The organism is Kitasatospora sp. NPDC059803, from assembly GCF_042732255.1.
In the GTDB taxonomy this organism is placed as follows: Bacteria; Actinomycetota; Actinomycetes; order Streptomycetales; family Streptomycetaceae; genus Kitasatospora.
This window is the reverse complement of sequence record NZ_JBHWIJ010000078.1, coordinates 1-15,004: the sequence shown is the minus strand read 5'-3', so window position 1 is coordinate 15,004 and position 15,004 is coordinate 1. Positions and strand designations below refer to the sequence as shown.

The 15,004-nt window shown below is 73.3% G+C and carries 13 protein-coding genes, 1 tRNA gene and 1 riboswitch; of the genes, 5 read left to right on the top strand and 9 right to left on the bottom strand.

From position 1 onward, the window contains the following. Positions 1 to 98: 98 nt before the first annotated feature. The gene (locus ACFV6I_RS15435; protein ID WP_063349192.1) at positions 99 to 671 is read left to right on the top strand and encodes a hypothetical protein; all 573 of its coding nucleotides are present in this window, start codon (positions 99 to 101) and stop codon (positions 669 to 671) included. A gap of 7 nt (positions 672 to 678) precedes the next feature. Here ACFV6I_RS15435 and ACFV6I_RS15430 read toward each other — a convergent pair whose 3' ends face one another. Continuing rightward, positions 679 to 1,209, bottom strand: a complete 531-nt coding sequence (locus ACFV6I_RS15430) for a VOC family protein (RefSeq protein WP_380425607.1) — start codon at positions 1,207 to 1,209, stop codon at positions 679 to 681. A 203-nt stretch (positions 1,210 to 1,412) separates the two neighbouring features. On the opposite strand from ACFV6I_RS15430, the gene ACFV6I_RS15425 reads away from it, so the two are divergent. After that, positions 1,413 to 1,973, top strand: a complete 561-nt coding sequence (locus ACFV6I_RS15425) for an Lrp/AsnC family transcriptional regulator (protein ID WP_363370312.1) — start codon at positions 1,413 to 1,415, stop codon at positions 1,971 to 1,973. Between the two features lie 34 nt (positions 1,974 to 2,007). Here the strand turns inward: ACFV6I_RS15425 and ACFV6I_RS15420 are convergent, their stop codons facing one another. The 3 genes from ACFV6I_RS15420 to ACFV6I_RS15410 all read right to left on the bottom strand — a co-directional run bounded on the left by ACFV6I_RS15420 (position 2,008) and on the right by ACFV6I_RS15410 (position 5,726). Continuing rightward, positions 2,008 to 2,814, bottom strand: a complete 807-nt coding sequence (locus tag ACFV6I_RS15420; RefSeq protein ID WP_244293447.1) for a S16 family serine protease — start codon at positions 2,812 to 2,814, stop codon at positions 2,008 to 2,010. Between the two features lie 35 nt (positions 2,815 to 2,849). Next, entirely contained in the window at positions 2,850 to 3,500 is a 651-nt protein-coding gene (locus ACFV6I_RS15415) for an IclR family transcriptional regulator (protein WP_063349190.1), read from the bottom strand. A gap of 393 nt (positions 3,501 to 3,893) precedes the next feature. Further along, positions 3,894 to 5,726, bottom strand: a complete 1,833-nt coding sequence (locus ACFV6I_RS15410; protein ID WP_063349189.1) for a DEAD/DEAH box helicase — start codon at positions 5,724 to 5,726, stop codon at positions 3,894 to 3,896. A gap of 310 nt (positions 5,727 to 6,036) precedes the next feature. On the opposite strand from ACFV6I_RS15410, the gene ACFV6I_RS15405 reads away from it, so the two are divergent. Continuing rightward, positions 6,037 to 6,483, top strand: a complete 447-nt coding sequence (locus tag ACFV6I_RS15405) for an SsgA family sporulation/cell division regulator (protein WP_063349188.1) — start codon at positions 6,037 to 6,039, stop codon at positions 6,481 to 6,483. A 74-nt stretch (positions 6,484 to 6,557) separates the two neighbouring features. Here the strand turns inward: ACFV6I_RS15405 and ACFV6I_RS15400 are convergent, their stop codons facing one another. From ACFV6I_RS15400 to ACFV6I_RS15390, 3 genes are read right to left on the bottom strand one after another with little or no spacing between them, the layout of a single operon-like run. Next, entirely contained in the window at positions 6,558 to 9,098 is a 2,541-nt protein-coding gene (locus ACFV6I_RS15400) for a phosphatidylglycerol lysyltransferase domain-containing protein (RefSeq protein WP_079135850.1), read from the bottom strand. Next, a complete protein-coding gene (locus tag ACFV6I_RS15395; RefSeq protein ID WP_063349187.1) occupies positions 9,095 to 10,411 on the bottom strand; it encodes an alpha/beta hydrolase family protein in 1,317 nt (438 codons plus the stop codon). The genes ACFV6I_RS15400 and ACFV6I_RS15395 overlap by 4 nt, the downstream gene beginning before the upstream one ends. Next, entirely contained in the window at positions 10,408 to 11,052 is a 645-nt protein-coding gene (locus ACFV6I_RS15390) for a class F sortase (RefSeq protein ID WP_063349186.1), read from the bottom strand. Before ACFV6I_RS15390 ends, ACFV6I_RS15395 begins: the two co-directional genes overlap by 4 nt. A gap of 404 nt (positions 11,053 to 11,456) precedes the next feature. On the opposite strand from ACFV6I_RS15390, the gene ACFV6I_RS15385 reads away from it, so the two are divergent. Further along, positions 11,457 to 12,737 (top strand): hypothetical protein, encoded by a 1,281-nt coding sequence (locus tag ACFV6I_RS15385; protein ID WP_380335215.1) that lies wholly within the window; start codon positions 11,457 to 11,459, stop codon positions 12,735 to 12,737. A 3-nt stretch (positions 12,738 to 12,740) separates the two neighbouring features. Here the strand turns inward: ACFV6I_RS15385 and ACFV6I_RS15380 are convergent, their stop codons facing one another. Both ACFV6I_RS15380 and ACFV6I_RS15375 read right to left on the bottom strand, forming a co-directional pair. Next, complete coding sequence (locus ACFV6I_RS15380; protein ID WP_380425604.1) at positions 12,741 to 14,198, bottom strand: MFS transporter; 1,458 nt, start codon at positions 14,196 to 14,198, stop codon at positions 12,741 to 12,743. A 106-nt stretch (positions 14,199 to 14,304) separates the two neighbouring features. Next, positions 14,305 to 14,619 (bottom strand): multidrug efflux SMR transporter, encoded by a 315-nt coding sequence (locus ACFV6I_RS15375; protein ID WP_063349183.1) that lies wholly within the window; start codon positions 14,617 to 14,619, stop codon positions 14,305 to 14,307. 43 nt (positions 14,620 to 14,662) lie between these two features. Continuing rightward, positions 14,663 to 14,729: riboswitch (guanidine-III (ykkC-III) riboswitch) on the bottom strand. Between the two features lie 85 nt (positions 14,730 to 14,814). Between ACFV6I_RS15375 and ACFV6I_RS15370 the strand changes: the two genes are divergently transcribed. Then, positions 14,815 to 14,886 (top strand) — tRNA-Cys (locus tag ACFV6I_RS15370). The last annotated feature ends 118 nt before the right edge of the window (positions 14,887 to 15,004 follow it).

The following is a 15,004-nucleotide window of genomic DNA, read 5'->3' as shown; positions in this document are numbered from 1 at the left end:
TGTACCTCGGGGTGGCCTCCGGACATTGTGCAACTCCCCTGACTAATAACGGGGCTGCCCGGCTGCACAGGCCCGGAATACGGCAGGATGAGCGGACGATGCGGAACGGACTGGTACAGCTCGGCGCCTGGGCGGCGGCCACCGGGGCGGCGGTGGCGCTGTCCTGGCTCGGCGTGCACGCGGTGCTGACCGGCGCCGCGTTCGAGCAGCCCACGGCCCTGCCGCTGCCCTCGCCGAGGGCCGACGGCACGCCGCACACCGCGACCGTCACCCCCGAGCAGCCGCGGTCGGCCACCCAGACCGGGGCCCCGGCACCACCACCGGCCTCCCCGACGGCCGCCACGACGACGACGCGCGGGCCGGCCCCCGCCACCACCCTCTCCGCCGCCTCCCCGCCGGCCACCCGCCGCCCCACCCCCGCCACCACCACGGCGACGTCCTCCGTGACGTCCTCCGTGAAGAGCTACCCGGTGCCGGGCGGCAAGGTCGCCCTGGACATCCGCCCCGACAAGGCCTCGCTGGTCTCCGCCACCCCCGATCCGGGCTGGCAGATGCAGGTGTGGAACGGCGACCAGTGGATGCGGGTGGACTTCACCAAGGGCGAGCAGGCCAACTCGGTCTTCGTCTACTGGAACGGCCACCCGCCGGTGGTCGAGACGGCCATCCGCTGAGCCCCCCTCACCAGGTCTCGAACGGCAGGTACCCCGGCAGGTACGGCCCGGCGTAGCCGGACCGGTCGACCAGGGTGTGCCTGGTCCCGCCCGGCACCCCGATCGTCGCGAGCACCACCGTGCCGAAGCGGTCCCGCGCCTCGTACGGCTCGGCCAGCGACAGGGCGCCCCGGTCCACCGCGTAGTCGTACGCGTAGAAGACGTCCGGCACGCTCACCGCGAGGTCCAGCACCCCGTCCCCGTGCCGGGCGAGGTGCACGGCCAGCTCCCGGCCGCGCGGGCCGATCACCTGGACCAGCGAGGTGAGCACGATCCTGGTCCCGGGCGCGTCCAGCACGTACGAGACCGTCTCCGGCTCCCCGGTCTCCGGCCCGGCGTACGCGGTACAGCGCAGCCCGAGCGCGGCGGTGTAGCGGCGGGCGGCCCGCTCGGCGTCGCCGACCGCGAAGACCACCGCGTCGGCGCGGCCCATCGGGAGGGGGGCGGACTCTCCAAGCCCTGCGGCGAGCAGGACGGGTTCGGCGGCGGTGTCGGTCATGACGGCCCTCCCGGTAGGCGTGCGGACCACGGCGGGTGCGACCGTGCGCCGGTGTGGGGCCCGGCGCACGGCGTTGTGGCTGGAGGGTGGCGCCGAGCCGACCGGCGCGCAACTGTTCCGTTTCCTCCTGGTCAAGCTGTGCGCCGGGGCGGGAGAATCGGCGGCGCCGCTGTACACAATGCCCACCGGAGGACGGAGCCGCGATGCCCCACGCCCAGTCCCCGAGCTCCCCCGGCTCGCCCAACTCCCCCGCTCCGCCGGGTGCTTCGGCCGCCCCCGGGACAGGCGGCGGGAACGACTCGATCGACGCGCTGGACGGCCGGCTGATCCGGCTGCTCGCCGAGGAGCCCCGGATCGGGGTGCTGGAGTGCTCGCGCCGGCTCCAGGTCGCCCGGGGCACCGTGCAGGCCCGGCTGGACCGGTTGCAGGCCAAGGGGGTGATCGGCGGCTTCGGCCCGGAGGTCGACCCGGCGGCGCTCGGCTACCCGGTGACGGCCTTCGCCACCCTGGAGATCTCCCAGGGCCAGGGCGCCGACGTCCGGGCGCACCTGGCGAGCGTGCCGGAGGTGCTGGAACTGCACACCATCACCGGGGCCGGGGACATGATGGTGCGGATCGTGGCCCGCTCCAACGCCGATCTGCAACGGGTGATCGACCGGGTGGTGGGCTTCGACGGGATCGTCCGGTCGGCCACCGCGATCGCGCTGGAGAACCCGGTGCCGTACCGCATCCTGCCGCTGGTGGACCAGGCCGCCGCCGAGTAGGGCCCGCGCCCGGCGGCAGCGGCCTGCGCCCCGGTCAGCAGCTGGGGACGCTGCCGCCGCTCTTCAGCGCCTCCAGTGCCGAGACCGCCTCGCCGAGCGTGCCGACCGGCACCAGGCGCAGCGCCTTGGGCGTGTTGACCTTGGCGTCCGTGCACTCGTCCTTGGGCAGCAGGAACACCGTCGCGCCGTCCCGGGCGGCCGCCTGGGTCTTGAGCGGGACGCCGCCGACCGCGCCGACGACGCCCTGGTCGTCGATGGTGCCGGTGCCCGCGATCGTGAGCCCGCCGGTGAGGTCGCCGCCCTTGCCGTCGCCGGCGAGCTTGTCGATGATGCCCAGCGCCAGCATCTGCCCGGCGCTCGGGCCACCGACGTCACCCAGGTCGACCTTCACCTTGACCTGGTCCGGCGAGAGGTGGAGGTAGCCGAGCGCGGCGGCGGTGGCGCTGTTCTGCGACTCGGCCATCTGCTGGGCGGTCTGCTCCTCGGCCTTGGCCGGGTTGCCCGGCTGGTAGACCGTGTCGGTCGGGCGCACCGCCTCGTCCTGGTCGAACCAGGCCTGGAGCGCGCGCCAGAAGGTGGTCTTCTCGCCCGGGTTGGTGGCCGAGATGGTGACCATCCGCAGCTCGCCCTCGGTGGTGCGCAGCGGCGCCCCGGTCACGGTGAGGACCGGCTTGTCCTTGTACGTGCCGAGGGTGTCCGCGGTCAGGCCCGGCCAGGTCAGCGTGTACGGCAGCGGGACGAAGGCGGCCACGCCGAACAGCGCGGCGACCAGCACCCCGCAGAGCGTGAGCGCGCGGGTCCGCGGGGAGGTGAGGGCCTTGGGCAGCTTGGTGTCGGACACAAGGGGAATCCAAACACACCGGGGCCCGTGCCGGCCTACCGCAGCGCGTCGGCGACCTCGGTCGCCGCCTCCACCACCCGGGGGCCGACCCGCTCGGGGACCATCCCGTTCAGCATCACCACGCCGACGCTGCCCTCGATGCCGCTCAGTCCGATCAGCGCGGCGGCCGCGCCGCAGGCCCCGGACTGCTCCTCCGCACGGGTGATGACGAAGCCCTGCTCCGGCCGGCGCTGGCTGGGGAAGGTGCGCGCCTCCAGGATGGCCCGGCCGGCGGCGCTCTCGCCGAGCGGGTGGCGCAGCCCGGTGCGGTAGGCGACGTGGAAGTCGGTCCAGCTCGGCTCGACCACGGCGACGGCCAGCGCCTCGTTGCCGTCCACCAGGGTGAGGTGGGCGGTGGCGCCGAGGTCCTCGGCCAGGCTGCGCAGGGCCGGCAGCGCGGCCTCGCGCAGCAGCGGGTGCACGCGGTGGGCCAGGCGCAGGACGCCCAGGCCGACCCGGGCGCGGCCGCCGATGTCCCGGCGGACCAGGCCGTGCTGTTCCAGGGTGGCCAGCAGCCGGTAGACGACGGTGCGGTTGACGGCCAGTCGGGCGGCCAGCTCGGTGACGGTGAGCCCGCGCTCGGAGTCGGCGAGGAGTTTGAGGACCCGGACGCCACGGTCCAGGGTCTGGGAGGTCTCGGCAGTCACGACGGGCATCCTTTCCGCGGCGCTCGCGGGGGCAGGCGGCGCCGGACCGGGTTCGGTGTCGCGCGCAGGTGGGGTGGCCGCGCTCGGACCGCTCGCGGTGTCGTCCTTGACGTGCGTGCGGTCCTGCGGCGCCCGTCCTGTGGGGGTTGCCCGGTGGAAGAGCGTGGGGGAAAGGTAGTGAAGGAAATGTCGTGACGGAAGTGGTTGTCCAAAATTCGGGCGTGATCGTTCTCAACAGCGCGACGGAACCGGGACAAATGCCCGCATTTCTCCGGGCCCGTCAGCGCGCGGGTCCGGCCGCGCTCCGGAGTCCGGACACACGGGAGCGGGGCGGCCGGCCCGCGGCCGCGCGCCGTGCCGTTCCCGCGACTGATTCCGCGGCCGATTCCGCGGCTACTTCGCCCACTCGCGGATCTTGGCGATCCGCGCCTTCAGCTGGTTCGCGGTGGCCTGCGCGGTCAGCGGGCCGCCGCACTGGCGGCGCAGCTCGTTGTGAACGGTTCCGTGCGGCTGGTCGGTGCGGTGGTGCCAGGCGGCCACCAGCGCGTTCAGCTCCTTGCGCAGCTCCCGGAGTTCCTGGTGGGTGACGACCGGCCGCTGTTCGGCCGGCAGCTCCAGCAGGTCGGCCTCCTCGGCGGGCTTGCCCTTGCTGCGCTGGATCTGCCGGTGCTGGCGCTTCTGCAGCAGCATCTGCACCTGGTCCGGCTCCAGCAGGCCCGGGATGCCGAGGTAGTCGTCCTCCTCCTCGCTCCCCGGGTGGGCCTGCATGCCGAACTCCATGGAGTTGTACAGCACCCGGTCGAAGACCGCGTCAGAGCCGATCGCCTCGTAGGAGAACTCGTCGCCGCCCGCGCCGTCCGGCCCGTCGTTGGCCCGCTCGGCCTCGGCGAGCAGCCGGTCCTCCTCGTCGAAGAGGCCCTCGCCCTCCTTCTTCGGCCGGTCCAGCACGTGGTCGCGCTGGACCTCCATCTCGTTGGCGAAGCCGAGCAGCGTCGGGATGGTCGGCAGGAACACCGAGGCGGTCTCGCCGCGCTTGCGGGCTCGTACGAAGCGGCCGACGGCCTGGGCGAAGAACAGCGGGGTGGAGATCGAGGTGGCGTACACCCCGACGCACAGCCGGGGCACGTCGACGCCTTCGGACACCATCCGGACCGCGACCATCCAGCGCGAGTCCCCGGCCGCGTAGTCGGAGATCCGCTGGGAGGCCTCGGTCTCGTCGGAGAGCACGACGGTGGCCTTCTCGCCGGAGATCTCGCGCAGGATCTTGGCGTAGGCGCGCGCGGTGTTCTGGTCGGTGGCGATGACCAGCCCGCCGGCGTCCGGGATCGCCTTGCGGACCTCGGACAGCCGCCGGTCGGCGGCCTGCAGCACGGACGGGATCCACTCGCCCTGCGGGGCCAGCGCGGTGCGCCAGGCCTGGGCGATCAGGTCCTTGGTCATCGGCTCGCCGAGCCGGGCCTCCAGCTCGTCACCGGACTTGGTGCGCCAGCGCATGTTGCCGCTGTAGCTGAGGAAGATCACCGGGCGGACGACGTGGTCGGCGAGCGCGTGCCCGTAGCCGTAGGTGTAGTCGGCGACGGACTTGCGGATGCCGTCGCCGCCGGCCTCGTACTGGACGAACGGGATCGGGTTGGTGTCGGAGCGGAACGGCGTCCCGGTCAGCGCCAGGCGGCGGGTGGCCGGCTCGAAGGCCTCGAAGCAGGCCTCGCCCCAGGACTTGGAGTCGCCGGCGTGGTGGATCTCGTCCATGATCACGAGGGTCTTGCGCGCCTCGGTCCGGTTGCGGTGCAGCATCGGGTTGACCCCGACGCCCGCGTAGGTGACCACGATGCCGTGGTAGTCCCGGGAGAGCGGGCCGGAGGAGTAGGCCGGGTCGAGCCGGATGCCTATCCGTGCGGCGGCCTCGGCCCACTGCTTCTTCAGGTGCTCGGTCGGCGCGACGACGGTCACCTGCTGCACCAGGTGGTTGTGCAGCAGGTACGAGGCCAGGGTGAGCGCGAAGGTGGTCTTACCGGCGCCCGGGGTGGCGACCGCGAGGAAGTCGCGCGGCTGCGTCTCGATGTACCTGTCCAGCGCGCCCTGCTGCCAGGCCCGCAGCTTGCCCGCGGTGCCCCAGGGGGCGCGGCCGGGGAAGGCCGGCGAGAGGTGGTGCGAGGCGGCGGACGCGGCAGGTCCGGCACCCCGGGCGGGCGCCTGCGGCTCCGACACGTCGGAGAACAGCGGCATCGAGGAGGCGGCGGCAGTACTCACGGTCTCCGAGGGGGGATCATCGCAGGTCAGGGGCGGTTTCTCAGCCCCGCCCCGCGGAAGGGCGGCGATCGGACAACCCGCCCAGCGTACCGGCCCGGCGCCGTCGGGGCGGCCAGGCGAGGCTCCGCGCCGGGCCCGGGCGGCCGGAAATCGACGTGACCCGGATCACATCCGATCGGTTCCGAAACCGAGTAATCACGGCCGGTCCCGGGACTCTCACCAGGGTGAGGCCGCCCCAACCCTCCCCCTTGTCGACCGGCCTCACACCGACCCGAAGGGACTCGCCGTGCACACCGCCGCCGAAGAGACCGTCCAGGCCCGTCTGATCCTCTCGCTCCACCGCTCCGTCCGGCTGCGGGTGGTCCTGAGCTACCTGCCGGAGGACCCGCTCGCCGTCCGGATGGCCTTCCCCGCCGAGTTCTCGCTGGACGAACCGGCGGACGGCGGCGCGGGCCCGGGCGCGGACGGCGCCGACGACATCGTCTGGGTCTTCGCCCGCCAGCTGCTCTCGGCCGGCCTTGAGCTGCCGGCCGGCGTCGGCGACGTCCACGTCCGGCCCGCGGTCGGCCGGCGCACCATGGTCGAACTGCGGGCGCCGGAGGGCACCGCGCTGCTCCAGTTCGACACCACCGACCTGCGCCGCTTCCTGTGGCGCAGCCGGCTGCTCGTCCCCGAGGGCGAGGAGCACCTGCACCTGGACGCCGACCGCGCGCTCGCCGAACTGCTCGGCTGAGCGGCGCGCGGGACCGGCGTCCGGGGGCGCCACCGCGCTTCCGGCCGTCACCCGGGTCCGGGGCCCGGGGCGCCTCAGCCCGACAGCCTGCGCATCAGCCGGACGCCCTGCGCCGGCGTCAGGTGCGGCAGGTACGCCTTGCCGATCGCCCGGGTGATGCTCGGCAGCGCGGCGGGGTCGGGGTAGGCCATGTACATCGGCCGGTACTCCGGCTGGAACTTCGACTTGAACGCGAGCAGCGAGCGGAAGCCGTACACCGGCTCCAGCACCCGTCCCATCCAGTCCAGCATCCGCTGCAGGCCGGAGGGCTCCTCGTCCTGCCCGGAGCGGGCCAGCGGCGCGCCGGACAGCGACAGGAAGCGCGCGCCCTCCTCCTTGAAGCCCAGCGCGGCCGAGGCGATCAGGAACTCGTTGACGCCGCGGAAGCCGTCCGAGCGCCGGCGCATGAAGTCCAGCGTCCAGCCGACCGGCACGCCGTTCTCGTACACCGGCATCCAGCTGGTCAGCCCGTGCACGACGCGCTGCTCGTCCACCGCGATCAGCACCCGTACGTCCGGGTCGTCCAGCTCCTCCAGTCCGCCGAGCGTGAAGCCCATCTCGGGCAGGCCCTTCTCGGAGACCCACTCCTCGGAGATCGCCCGGATCTGGTCCCGCAGCGCGCGCGGCGCCTCGTGGTGGGACCACCACTCGGCGGTGATGCCCTGCTTGCCGGCCTTGTTCAGCGCGGTCCGGATGTCCTGCCACTTGCGGCCGGTGAAGGCCAGCTCGGGCAGCGCCACCACGGTGTCCTCGGCGACCTGCACCGAGCGCCAGCCGAGCTGCGCGGTGGCCTCCCGGGTCTGCGGGGAGACGCTGTAGAAGCACGGGGTCCAGCCGCGCTGGTCGCAGAACCGGGCGAACCCGGCCACTGCCCGGGCCCGGGCCTCCGGCGCGCCGAACGGGTCGCCGGTGGTCAGCGCCACCGTGTTGTGCACCCGGTAGGCGACGGCCGCCCGGCCCTCCTCGTCGAACCAGTAGTGGTTGCCGTCCCAGGTGGTGATGAAGGACAGCGTCCCGCCGCCGTACGCGGTGAGCAGCGCCCTGGCCCGGGCGGCCGCCTCCGCGTCGGTGTGCAGCACCGGCCGGCGGAAGGCCAGCAGCAGCGCGGTCAGCGCGACCACCCAGAAGGCCAGCCCGCAGTACGTCTCCAGGAACAGCGCCACCGGGCCGACCGCGATCGGGTAGTCCGGCAGCAGGTCGTTGTAGGCGGGCGGCAGGAACTGCGCGGGCAGCCCGTGCAGCAGCCGGCGGATGTTCGCCCCCGGCTCGAACTGGTCGGCCGCGAGGCGCCCGAGCCCCACGTACGCGGCCGAGGCCGCCAGGGCGGCGCCGCCGAGCAGCGCGCCCAGCCGCAGCACCGCCCGGCCGGCCAGCCGCAGCCGGAAGCGCTGCCGGGTGGCCAGCAGCAGGCCCAGGGTGAGCAGCGGCAGCAGCAGCGCCTCGACGAAGTACTGGACCACGTCGCCGCTGACCGGGCCGGAGTCGAGGTACAGCCAGCCCAGCAGCGCCGCCCAGAGCAGCTCGGTGGCGACGGTGATCCGCCAGGCGAGCCGCAGCCCCCGGCGCAGCCCCTCGGCCAGGACCAGCAGCAGCGCCGGGAACAGCGCGGCCATCAGCCGGCCCGGGGTGTCGAAGATCCGCTCGACGGCGTGCGCGCGGGCGCAGTCGTGCGCCGACAGCGCGCAGAAGTCGGCCACCTCCTCCGGGCTGAGCCGGTGCGAGAAGTACAGCTCGGAGAAGGTGTTGAACGGCCCGCTGGCGTTGTCGTACAGCGAGGCGATCAGCGGCCCGAGGGCGGCGGCGACCAGGCAGAGCGCCACCAGCACCCGGGTCTCGGAGTGCGAGGAGCGGTGGGTGCGCAGGTGCAGCCCGCCCCGGGCGAGCAGCGCGCCGGCGCCCAGCCCGACGAACGCGGCGGCGCACCGCTGGACGCTCTGCAGGTGGCCCACGTAGAGCGTCATGACCAGCGGGGCGAGCAGCACCAGCAGGTGCAGCCGGCGGCGCCAGAGCACGGTGAGCCGGTAGCCGAGCACCCCGGCCAGCGCGAACAGGCCGACGCCGGGGCCGACCGAGGTCTGGTCGGCCACCGAGACGGTCCACTGCTCGCCGACCCGGGAGCCGACCGCGATCAGCCCGGTGCCGAGCAGGGTGCCCGCCAGCTGCCCGCCGACCAGTACCGCGAGCGTGCGCAGCCACCCGAGCCGGTGCTCGGCGGCCGGGCCGACCAGGACCAGCAGCAGGCTGGTGAACACGTACGAGCCCAGGCCGGAGCACCAGAACAGCGAGGTGAACGGCGTCCACCAGTGGCCCTCGGCGAGCGTGGGCACGCCGACGCCGACCCGGTCGAGCAGCCGCTCGGACGGCCCGTGGGCCAGGCTGCCGGTGGCCGCGCCGAGCGCCCAGAGCCCGGCCAGCAGCACCAGGGTGAGCGGCGCCGAGCGCAGCCACACGCCGAACGTCCGGGTGGCCCGCCAGGCCCGCTGCGGGCGCGGCTCCGGCGTTCCGGCGACCGGCGCGCGGTCCGACGGCCACTCCTGCTCCTTGGCCGGCGCGGGGGCCGCGGGGAGCCGGATCACCGGATCAGTCCGGTCTGCTGGGAGAGCCAGGTCAGATTCTGTTCGAAGGCCTGGCGGAACACCACCCAGCTGTGCCAGCCGGGGATGGTCTGGTAGCCGACCTTCATTCCGGCCGCCTGTGCCGCCGCATAGGCCTTCTCCTGCATGGGTCGGAAGTCCGGGTCGTTGGCGCCGACCACGAACATGCCTGCGGTGTCGGGGAACTTCTGCCGGGCCATGACGTGCACCGGGTCGACGGCGTCGAACGCGGCCTCGTCACCGCCGAAGGCCTTGTCGACGGTCTCGCCGCGGTCGCCCAGGGTCGGCTCGTCCTGGCCGGAGATGTCCAGGAAGGTGCCGTAGACCCCGGGTGCGTTGACGGCCAGCTGGAGCGAGCAGGTGCCGCCGAGCGAGAGCCCGCCGATGGCGAAGGCGCCCCGGCCGGTGGCGGTCTGCAGGTTGTGGTGGATCCAGTCCGGGACGTCGGTGGCCAGGTAGGTGTGCGCCTTGGCGATCCGGGAGTCCATGCAGAGCGTGTTGGTGAATGGGCTGCCGGTGGGGTCGGCGACCACCACGATCGGGGCCAGGCCCTGGTGGTCGGCGGCGAAGGCGTCCAGGGTCTCCTGGATGGCCCCGGAGGTGATCCAGTCCACCGGGGCGCCGGGCTGGCCGGGCAACAGCACCACGACGGGCAGCAGCGGCCGGGGATTGGCCTGGTAGGCGGGCGGCAGGTAGACGTACCCGTCGCGGGCCGTGAAGCCGGACTTGGCGCCGGGGATGGTCACGGTGGAGAGGGTGCCCTTCGCGGGCAGGCCGGGCGGCGCGTGCCAGAGCTCCTCGACGGGCTTGCCGGGCGAGGCGGCGACGGTGCTGGCCACCTTGCCCGTGGTCAGCGCCTGGATCTCGGGCACCAGCATGGCCCGGGCGGTCGGGTACTGGTCGAAGCCCCGGTTGACCTGCGAGGCGGCCATCAGCAGCACCAGGACGGCGGCTCCGGTCGCCAGCAGCCGCCGGCGGACGGCGAGCAGCGGCGCGCGGAAGCAGACCAGGGATATCGCGAACAGCGCGACGGCTATCCAGCGCAGGACGAAGTCCGGTGTGCCCTCCGGGAAGGGGTGCCACCAGCCGTCGACGCCGAGCTTCACCAGGGCGGTGAGCGTTCCGGCCAGCATCAGGGCGCCGAAGAGGCGCGGGGCCCGCCAGCGTTCGTGGCGGGAGAACGCGAGCAGGACCAGCGACCCCCAGCCCGCGGCGAGCACGGCGTACGGGATCGGGCCGTGGGTGAGCGGCCAGTCGATCGGGTTCCAGCGGGTGGCGAGGGTCAGCGTGGTCATGCGGCTTTGCCCGGCCGGGTGGTGTCGGCCAGGAAGCCGTAGGCGACGACGTTGCCCTCGTAGCCGTGCTCGGCGCTGTACGCGCCGCCGCAGGTGATGACCCGCAGCTGAGCGTCGGCGGCCTGGCGGTAGACCCGGTCGTCCGGGAAGTCCTTTCGGTCGTGCACTTCGATGGCGTACAGCTGGTAGACGGCGACGGCGCCGTCCGCGCGGGCGATCTCGATCCGGTCTCCGCGCCGGAGCGCCCCCAGGTTGTAGAAGACGGCCGGGCCGGCCTTGTTGTCGACGTGCCCGGCCAGGATGGCGGTGCCGCGCTGCCCGGGGCTGGCCCCGCCGCGGTACCAGCCCGCCAGGTTGCGGTCCGCCTCGGGCGGGGCCTGGAGGTGGCCGTCGGGGTCGAGGCCGAGCGCGGTGACCGGGGCGTCCAGCCGGACGGCCGGGATGCGGATGCGGGTGGGGTCGGACGGGCCCAGTGGCGGGGCGACGGAGACCGGGGCGAAGCCGGACAGCGTCTGCGTGCTGCCGGGGGCGGGCGGCAGCGCGCCCTGCCCGCCGTCGTGCAGCAGCCAGGCGCCGAGTACCAGCGCGGCACCGGCCGCCAGGGTGCCCGGCCACGGGCTCCTGCTCTGCTGGACGCCCACGGGCGCTCCCCTCTACCGACGGATTCCCGATCCTGGGAGTTTCCTGGGAAACAATTCAATCGGATCGGACCTTAAAGCACGTCCACACGATGGGCGTAATGACACCCCCCGTTCGGCAGGGCAATCGCCCGAATCCGTGCGCCCAGTGGGCACCCGGTGACGGAACGCGACGGCCGTTTCCCAGGTGACGGCGCCACCGGAACGCCTCGGTACGAGCTTCGACGGCACGGGGGGCCTGTCCGGTTGCGTCAATCGGGCGATCGATGACGACCTCGGGTGGCGCCTCGTCGACCGATCGGGCCCAGCTGGCATGCTGACCCGGTCACGGGTTCTATCACCCCACTTGTCCGACCGGATTTCCGCACGCCTGTACGCCTGCCGAACGCCTCATGAACGGAGTGACCATGGCCGCTCTCTCCCGCCGCACCCTGCTGGCCGCCGGTGCGGCCTCCGCCGCCACCCTGGCGACCGGCTGTGGAAGCAACAGCGCCGACAAGCCGATGATCGGCTCGGCCGTCCCCCCCACCGGCGCGGCCGTCGACGAGAGTGCCGGCCCCACGGACACCGCCGAGCCGCAGGCCGTCCTGATCGGCGACGGCTCCACCTCCGACACCGGGGCCCAGCCCCACCAGCCCACCCCCGAGCGGCTCAAGGCCGGCGAGAGGCCGCCGCAGTTCGTGGTCTTCTCCTGGGACGGCGCCGGCGAACTCGACAACGGCCTGTTCGCCCGCTTCCGCCGGCTGGCGCAGGAGCACAACGCCTCGATGACCTTCTTCCTCAGCGGCCTCTACCTGCTGCCCGAGTCCAAGAAGGACCTCTACCGCCCCCCGCAGCACAAGGTCGGCGCCTCCGAGATCGGCTACCTCACCGACCAGCACATCCACGACACCCTGGAGAACGTGCACGCGGCCTGGCTGGAGGGCCACGAGATCGGCACCCACTTCAACGGCCACTTCTGCGGCTCCACCGGCGTCGGCAAGTGGTCCCCGGAGGAGTGGGACAGCGAGATCCAGCAGGCCATGGACTTCGTGACGAACTGGCGCACCAACACCGGCTTCACCGACCTGCCGGCGCTGCCCTTCGACTACCACAGGGAGCTGATCGGCAGCCGCACCCCCTGCCTGGAGGGCCAGCGCAACCTGCTGCCCACCGCGGTCAAGCGCGGCTGGCGCTACGACAGCAGCGGCAACGGCACCCAGGTGTGGCCGCAGAAGATCCAGGGCGGCGCGCTCTGGGACCTCCCGCTGCAGTCCATCCCCTTCCCCGGGCACACCTTCCAGGTGCTGTCGATGGACTACAACATCATGTACAACCAGTGCGGCCCCAACACCAAGGCCGACCCGGCGCTCTACCCGGGCTTCCAGGCCCAGGCCCGCGACTCCTACCTGCTGGGCTTCGACCGCACCTACAACGGCAACCGGGCGCCCTACGTCATCGGCAACCACTTCGAGGAGTGGAACGGCGGCATCTACATGAACGCCGTCGAGGACGTGCTCCGGACGATCGCGGACAAGCCGGAGGTCCGGCTGGTCTCGTTCCGCCAACTGGTGGACTGGCTGGACGCCCAGGACCCAGCGGTGCTGCGCAAGCTCCAGGGCCTCGCCCCGGGCCAGGCGCCGACCGGCGGCTGGGAGGCCTTCCTCGGCACCCCCGGGGCGCCGCCGGTGCCCGCCGCCGCCGGCTGACCCTCAGGACCTGGTCCGGACCCGGCCGGAGAGCAGCGCCCCCAGCAGCGCCACGCCGGCCATGGCCAGCAGGATCACCGCGAACGCCACGGGCGACCCGGCGGCACCGGACGAGCCGGTGGCCCCGGCACCCTCGTGGGCGGCGGCGAGCGAGCCGCCGCCCAGCACCGCGAACATCACTCCCGCCAGGCCCGTCAGCAGGACGTTGCCCAGCGCGTCGCTCATCTGCAGGGCCGCCGAGTTCACCCCGGCGTCCTCCGGCGCGGAGAGCTTCATCATCAGCACGCTGACGCTCGCGACCGTCAGTCCCATCCCGATGCCGCCGATACCCCAGGCAACCGCCGCCACCCAGGCCGGCACCGCCGGGACCAGCACCAGCGCGGCGCCCGCGATCGCCACCGCGGTCAGCACGAACCCGCCCCGGATCATCGCCTCGCGGTAGCGCTCGGCCCCCGGCCGCCCCTGCAGCCAGGAGCCCAGCGCCCAGGTGAGCCCGCCGCTGGTCAGGGTGAGCCCCGACATCGTCGGCGAGAGGCCGCGCTCGGTGGTCATCATCAGCGGGACGAAGGCCTCGGCCCCGAGGAACGCCCCGGCCGCCAGTCCGCGCAGCAGGATCACCGCCGGCAGCCCCCGACCGGCCCGCAGGGTCCGCTCGGGCAACAGCCCCAGGACGGCCGGCACCAGCAGCGCCGCCCCGACGGTCCCGGGGAGCAGCCCGATCAGGTCGTGCCGCCCGCCCGCGTACTGCAGCAGGCCGGCACCGAGCGCCGCCATCGCGGCCAGCAGGGTGCGCCGGCGGTCGAACTCCGCGCCCCTGGCCACCGGGTGCTCCCGCTCGGAGCGGGTCAGCGCGGGGCCCATCACGGCCAGCGGCAGCAGGATCAGCACCGGCACGGCCAGGAACACCCAGCGCCAGCCGAGGTGCTGGGTGATCGCGCCGGAGACCAGCGGCCCGATGATCGAGGGCAGCACCCAGGCCGAGGAGAAGGCCGCGAACACCGCCGGCCGCAGCCGCTCCGGGTACGCCCGGCCGACCACCACGTACAGCGCGACGATCACCAGCCCGCCGCCCAGGCCCTGGACCGCCCGCCCGGCCACGAACACCCACATGCCCGGCGCCGTCCCGGCCACCACCAGGCCCACGCCGAACACCGCGATGCCGGTGAACAGCGGCTGCAACGGCCCGCGCCGGTCGCACCACTGCCCGGAGACGACCAGCGCGAACAGCGTGGTGGTGAAGTAGCCGGAGAAGGCGAAGGCGTACAGCCCGATGCCGTTCAGCTGGCGGGCCGCGGTCGGCATCGCGGTGTTGACGGCGGTCGCCTCGAAGGCGATCACCAGGACCACCGACACGATCCCCAGCGTCAGAGCGCGGTAGCGGCCACTGAGGACCCCGCCACCGGGGTCGGGTTCGGAGGGTATCGGGGCGGAGTCGACCGAGGTGGGGGAGGCAGTGGTCATACGTAACATCGTAAGGGCCGTCCGGCTTCATGACCCCTGACCCGAGTCGGTGATCAGCTAGTCCGCAGGGCTTAGGACCAGGGTCAGGGGGAAGCTCAGGCGGCGGTCAGTGGAGCACCTTCAGGCCGACCACGCCGGAGACGATGAGCAGCAGGCAGCCGATCCGGGCCGCTGTCACCGCGTCCCCCAGGACGGCCATGCCGTAGAGCGCGGTGCCGACCGCGCCGATGCCGACCCAGACCGCGTAGCCGGTGCCGATCGGAATGGTGCGCATCGCGTACGCCAGCCCGCCCATGCTCAGCAGCAGGGTCACACCGAAGACGAGGCTGGGGGTGAGCCGGGAAAAGCCCTTGGACGACTCCAGGGCCACCGCCCACACGGTCTCCAGGACACCCGAGATGATCAGAACGAGCCATGCCATGACGGCCTACCTCCGCAGTCCACAGCGGCCGGATTGCCGCTGAACTGCGCCGTCTTGTCGTCACCGGGTACGACGCGCTCGTCCGGGGCGGCCGGGCAACCGACCACCTGGTTCCGACCGTAGCACAAGCCGCCATACAGAATTTACATTCCACCGTTGACGGCCCCCCGCGCATTCCGCCACTATGAATTCACTGGCCGTGTGCCCGAGTGGCTTAGGGAACCGTCTGCAAAGCGGTGTACACGGGTTCGATTCCCGTCATGGCCTCGCCGGAAATTGTTGTGTGGTGGGGGGGGGGGTGGTGGGGGGGGGGGGGGGTGTGGTGGAGCGCGGTGTGTTTGGGGGGGGGGGGGGGGTGGGGTCGGCGCGCGCGCGCGAGCGCGAG

Coding starts and splice junctions, on each gene's coding strand:
- ACFV6I_RS15410 (WP_063349189.1), bottom strand. CDS start 5,726: ATGCCGCTGTTCTCCGACGTGTCGGAGCCGCAGGCGCCCGCCCGGGGT.
- ACFV6I_RS15435 (WP_063349192.1), top strand. CDS start 99: ATGCGGAACGGACTGGTACAGCTCGGCGCCTGGGCGGCGGCCACCGGG.
- ACFV6I_RS15395 (WP_063349187.1), bottom strand. CDS start 10,411: ATGACCACGCTGACCCTCGCCACCCGCTGGAACCCGATCGACTGGCCG.
- ACFV6I_RS15425 (WP_363370312.1), top strand. CDS start 1,413: ATGCCCCACGCCCAGTCCCCGAGCTCCCCCGGCTCGCCCAACTCCCCC.
- ACFV6I_RS15430 (WP_380425607.1), bottom strand. CDS start 1,209: ATGACCGACACCGCCGCCGAACCCGTCCTGCTCGCCGCAGGGCTTGGA.
- ACFV6I_RS15380 (WP_380425604.1), bottom strand. CDS start 14,198: ATGACCACTGCCTCCCCCACCTCGGTCGACTCCGCCCCGATACCCTCC.
- ACFV6I_RS15385 (WP_380335215.1), top strand. CDS start 11,457: ATGGCCGCTCTCTCCCGCCGCACCCTGCTGGCCGCCGGTGCGGCCTCC.
- ACFV6I_RS15375 (WP_063349183.1), bottom strand. CDS start 14,619: ATGGCATGGCTCGTTCTGATCATCTCGGGTGTCCTGGAGACCGTGTGG.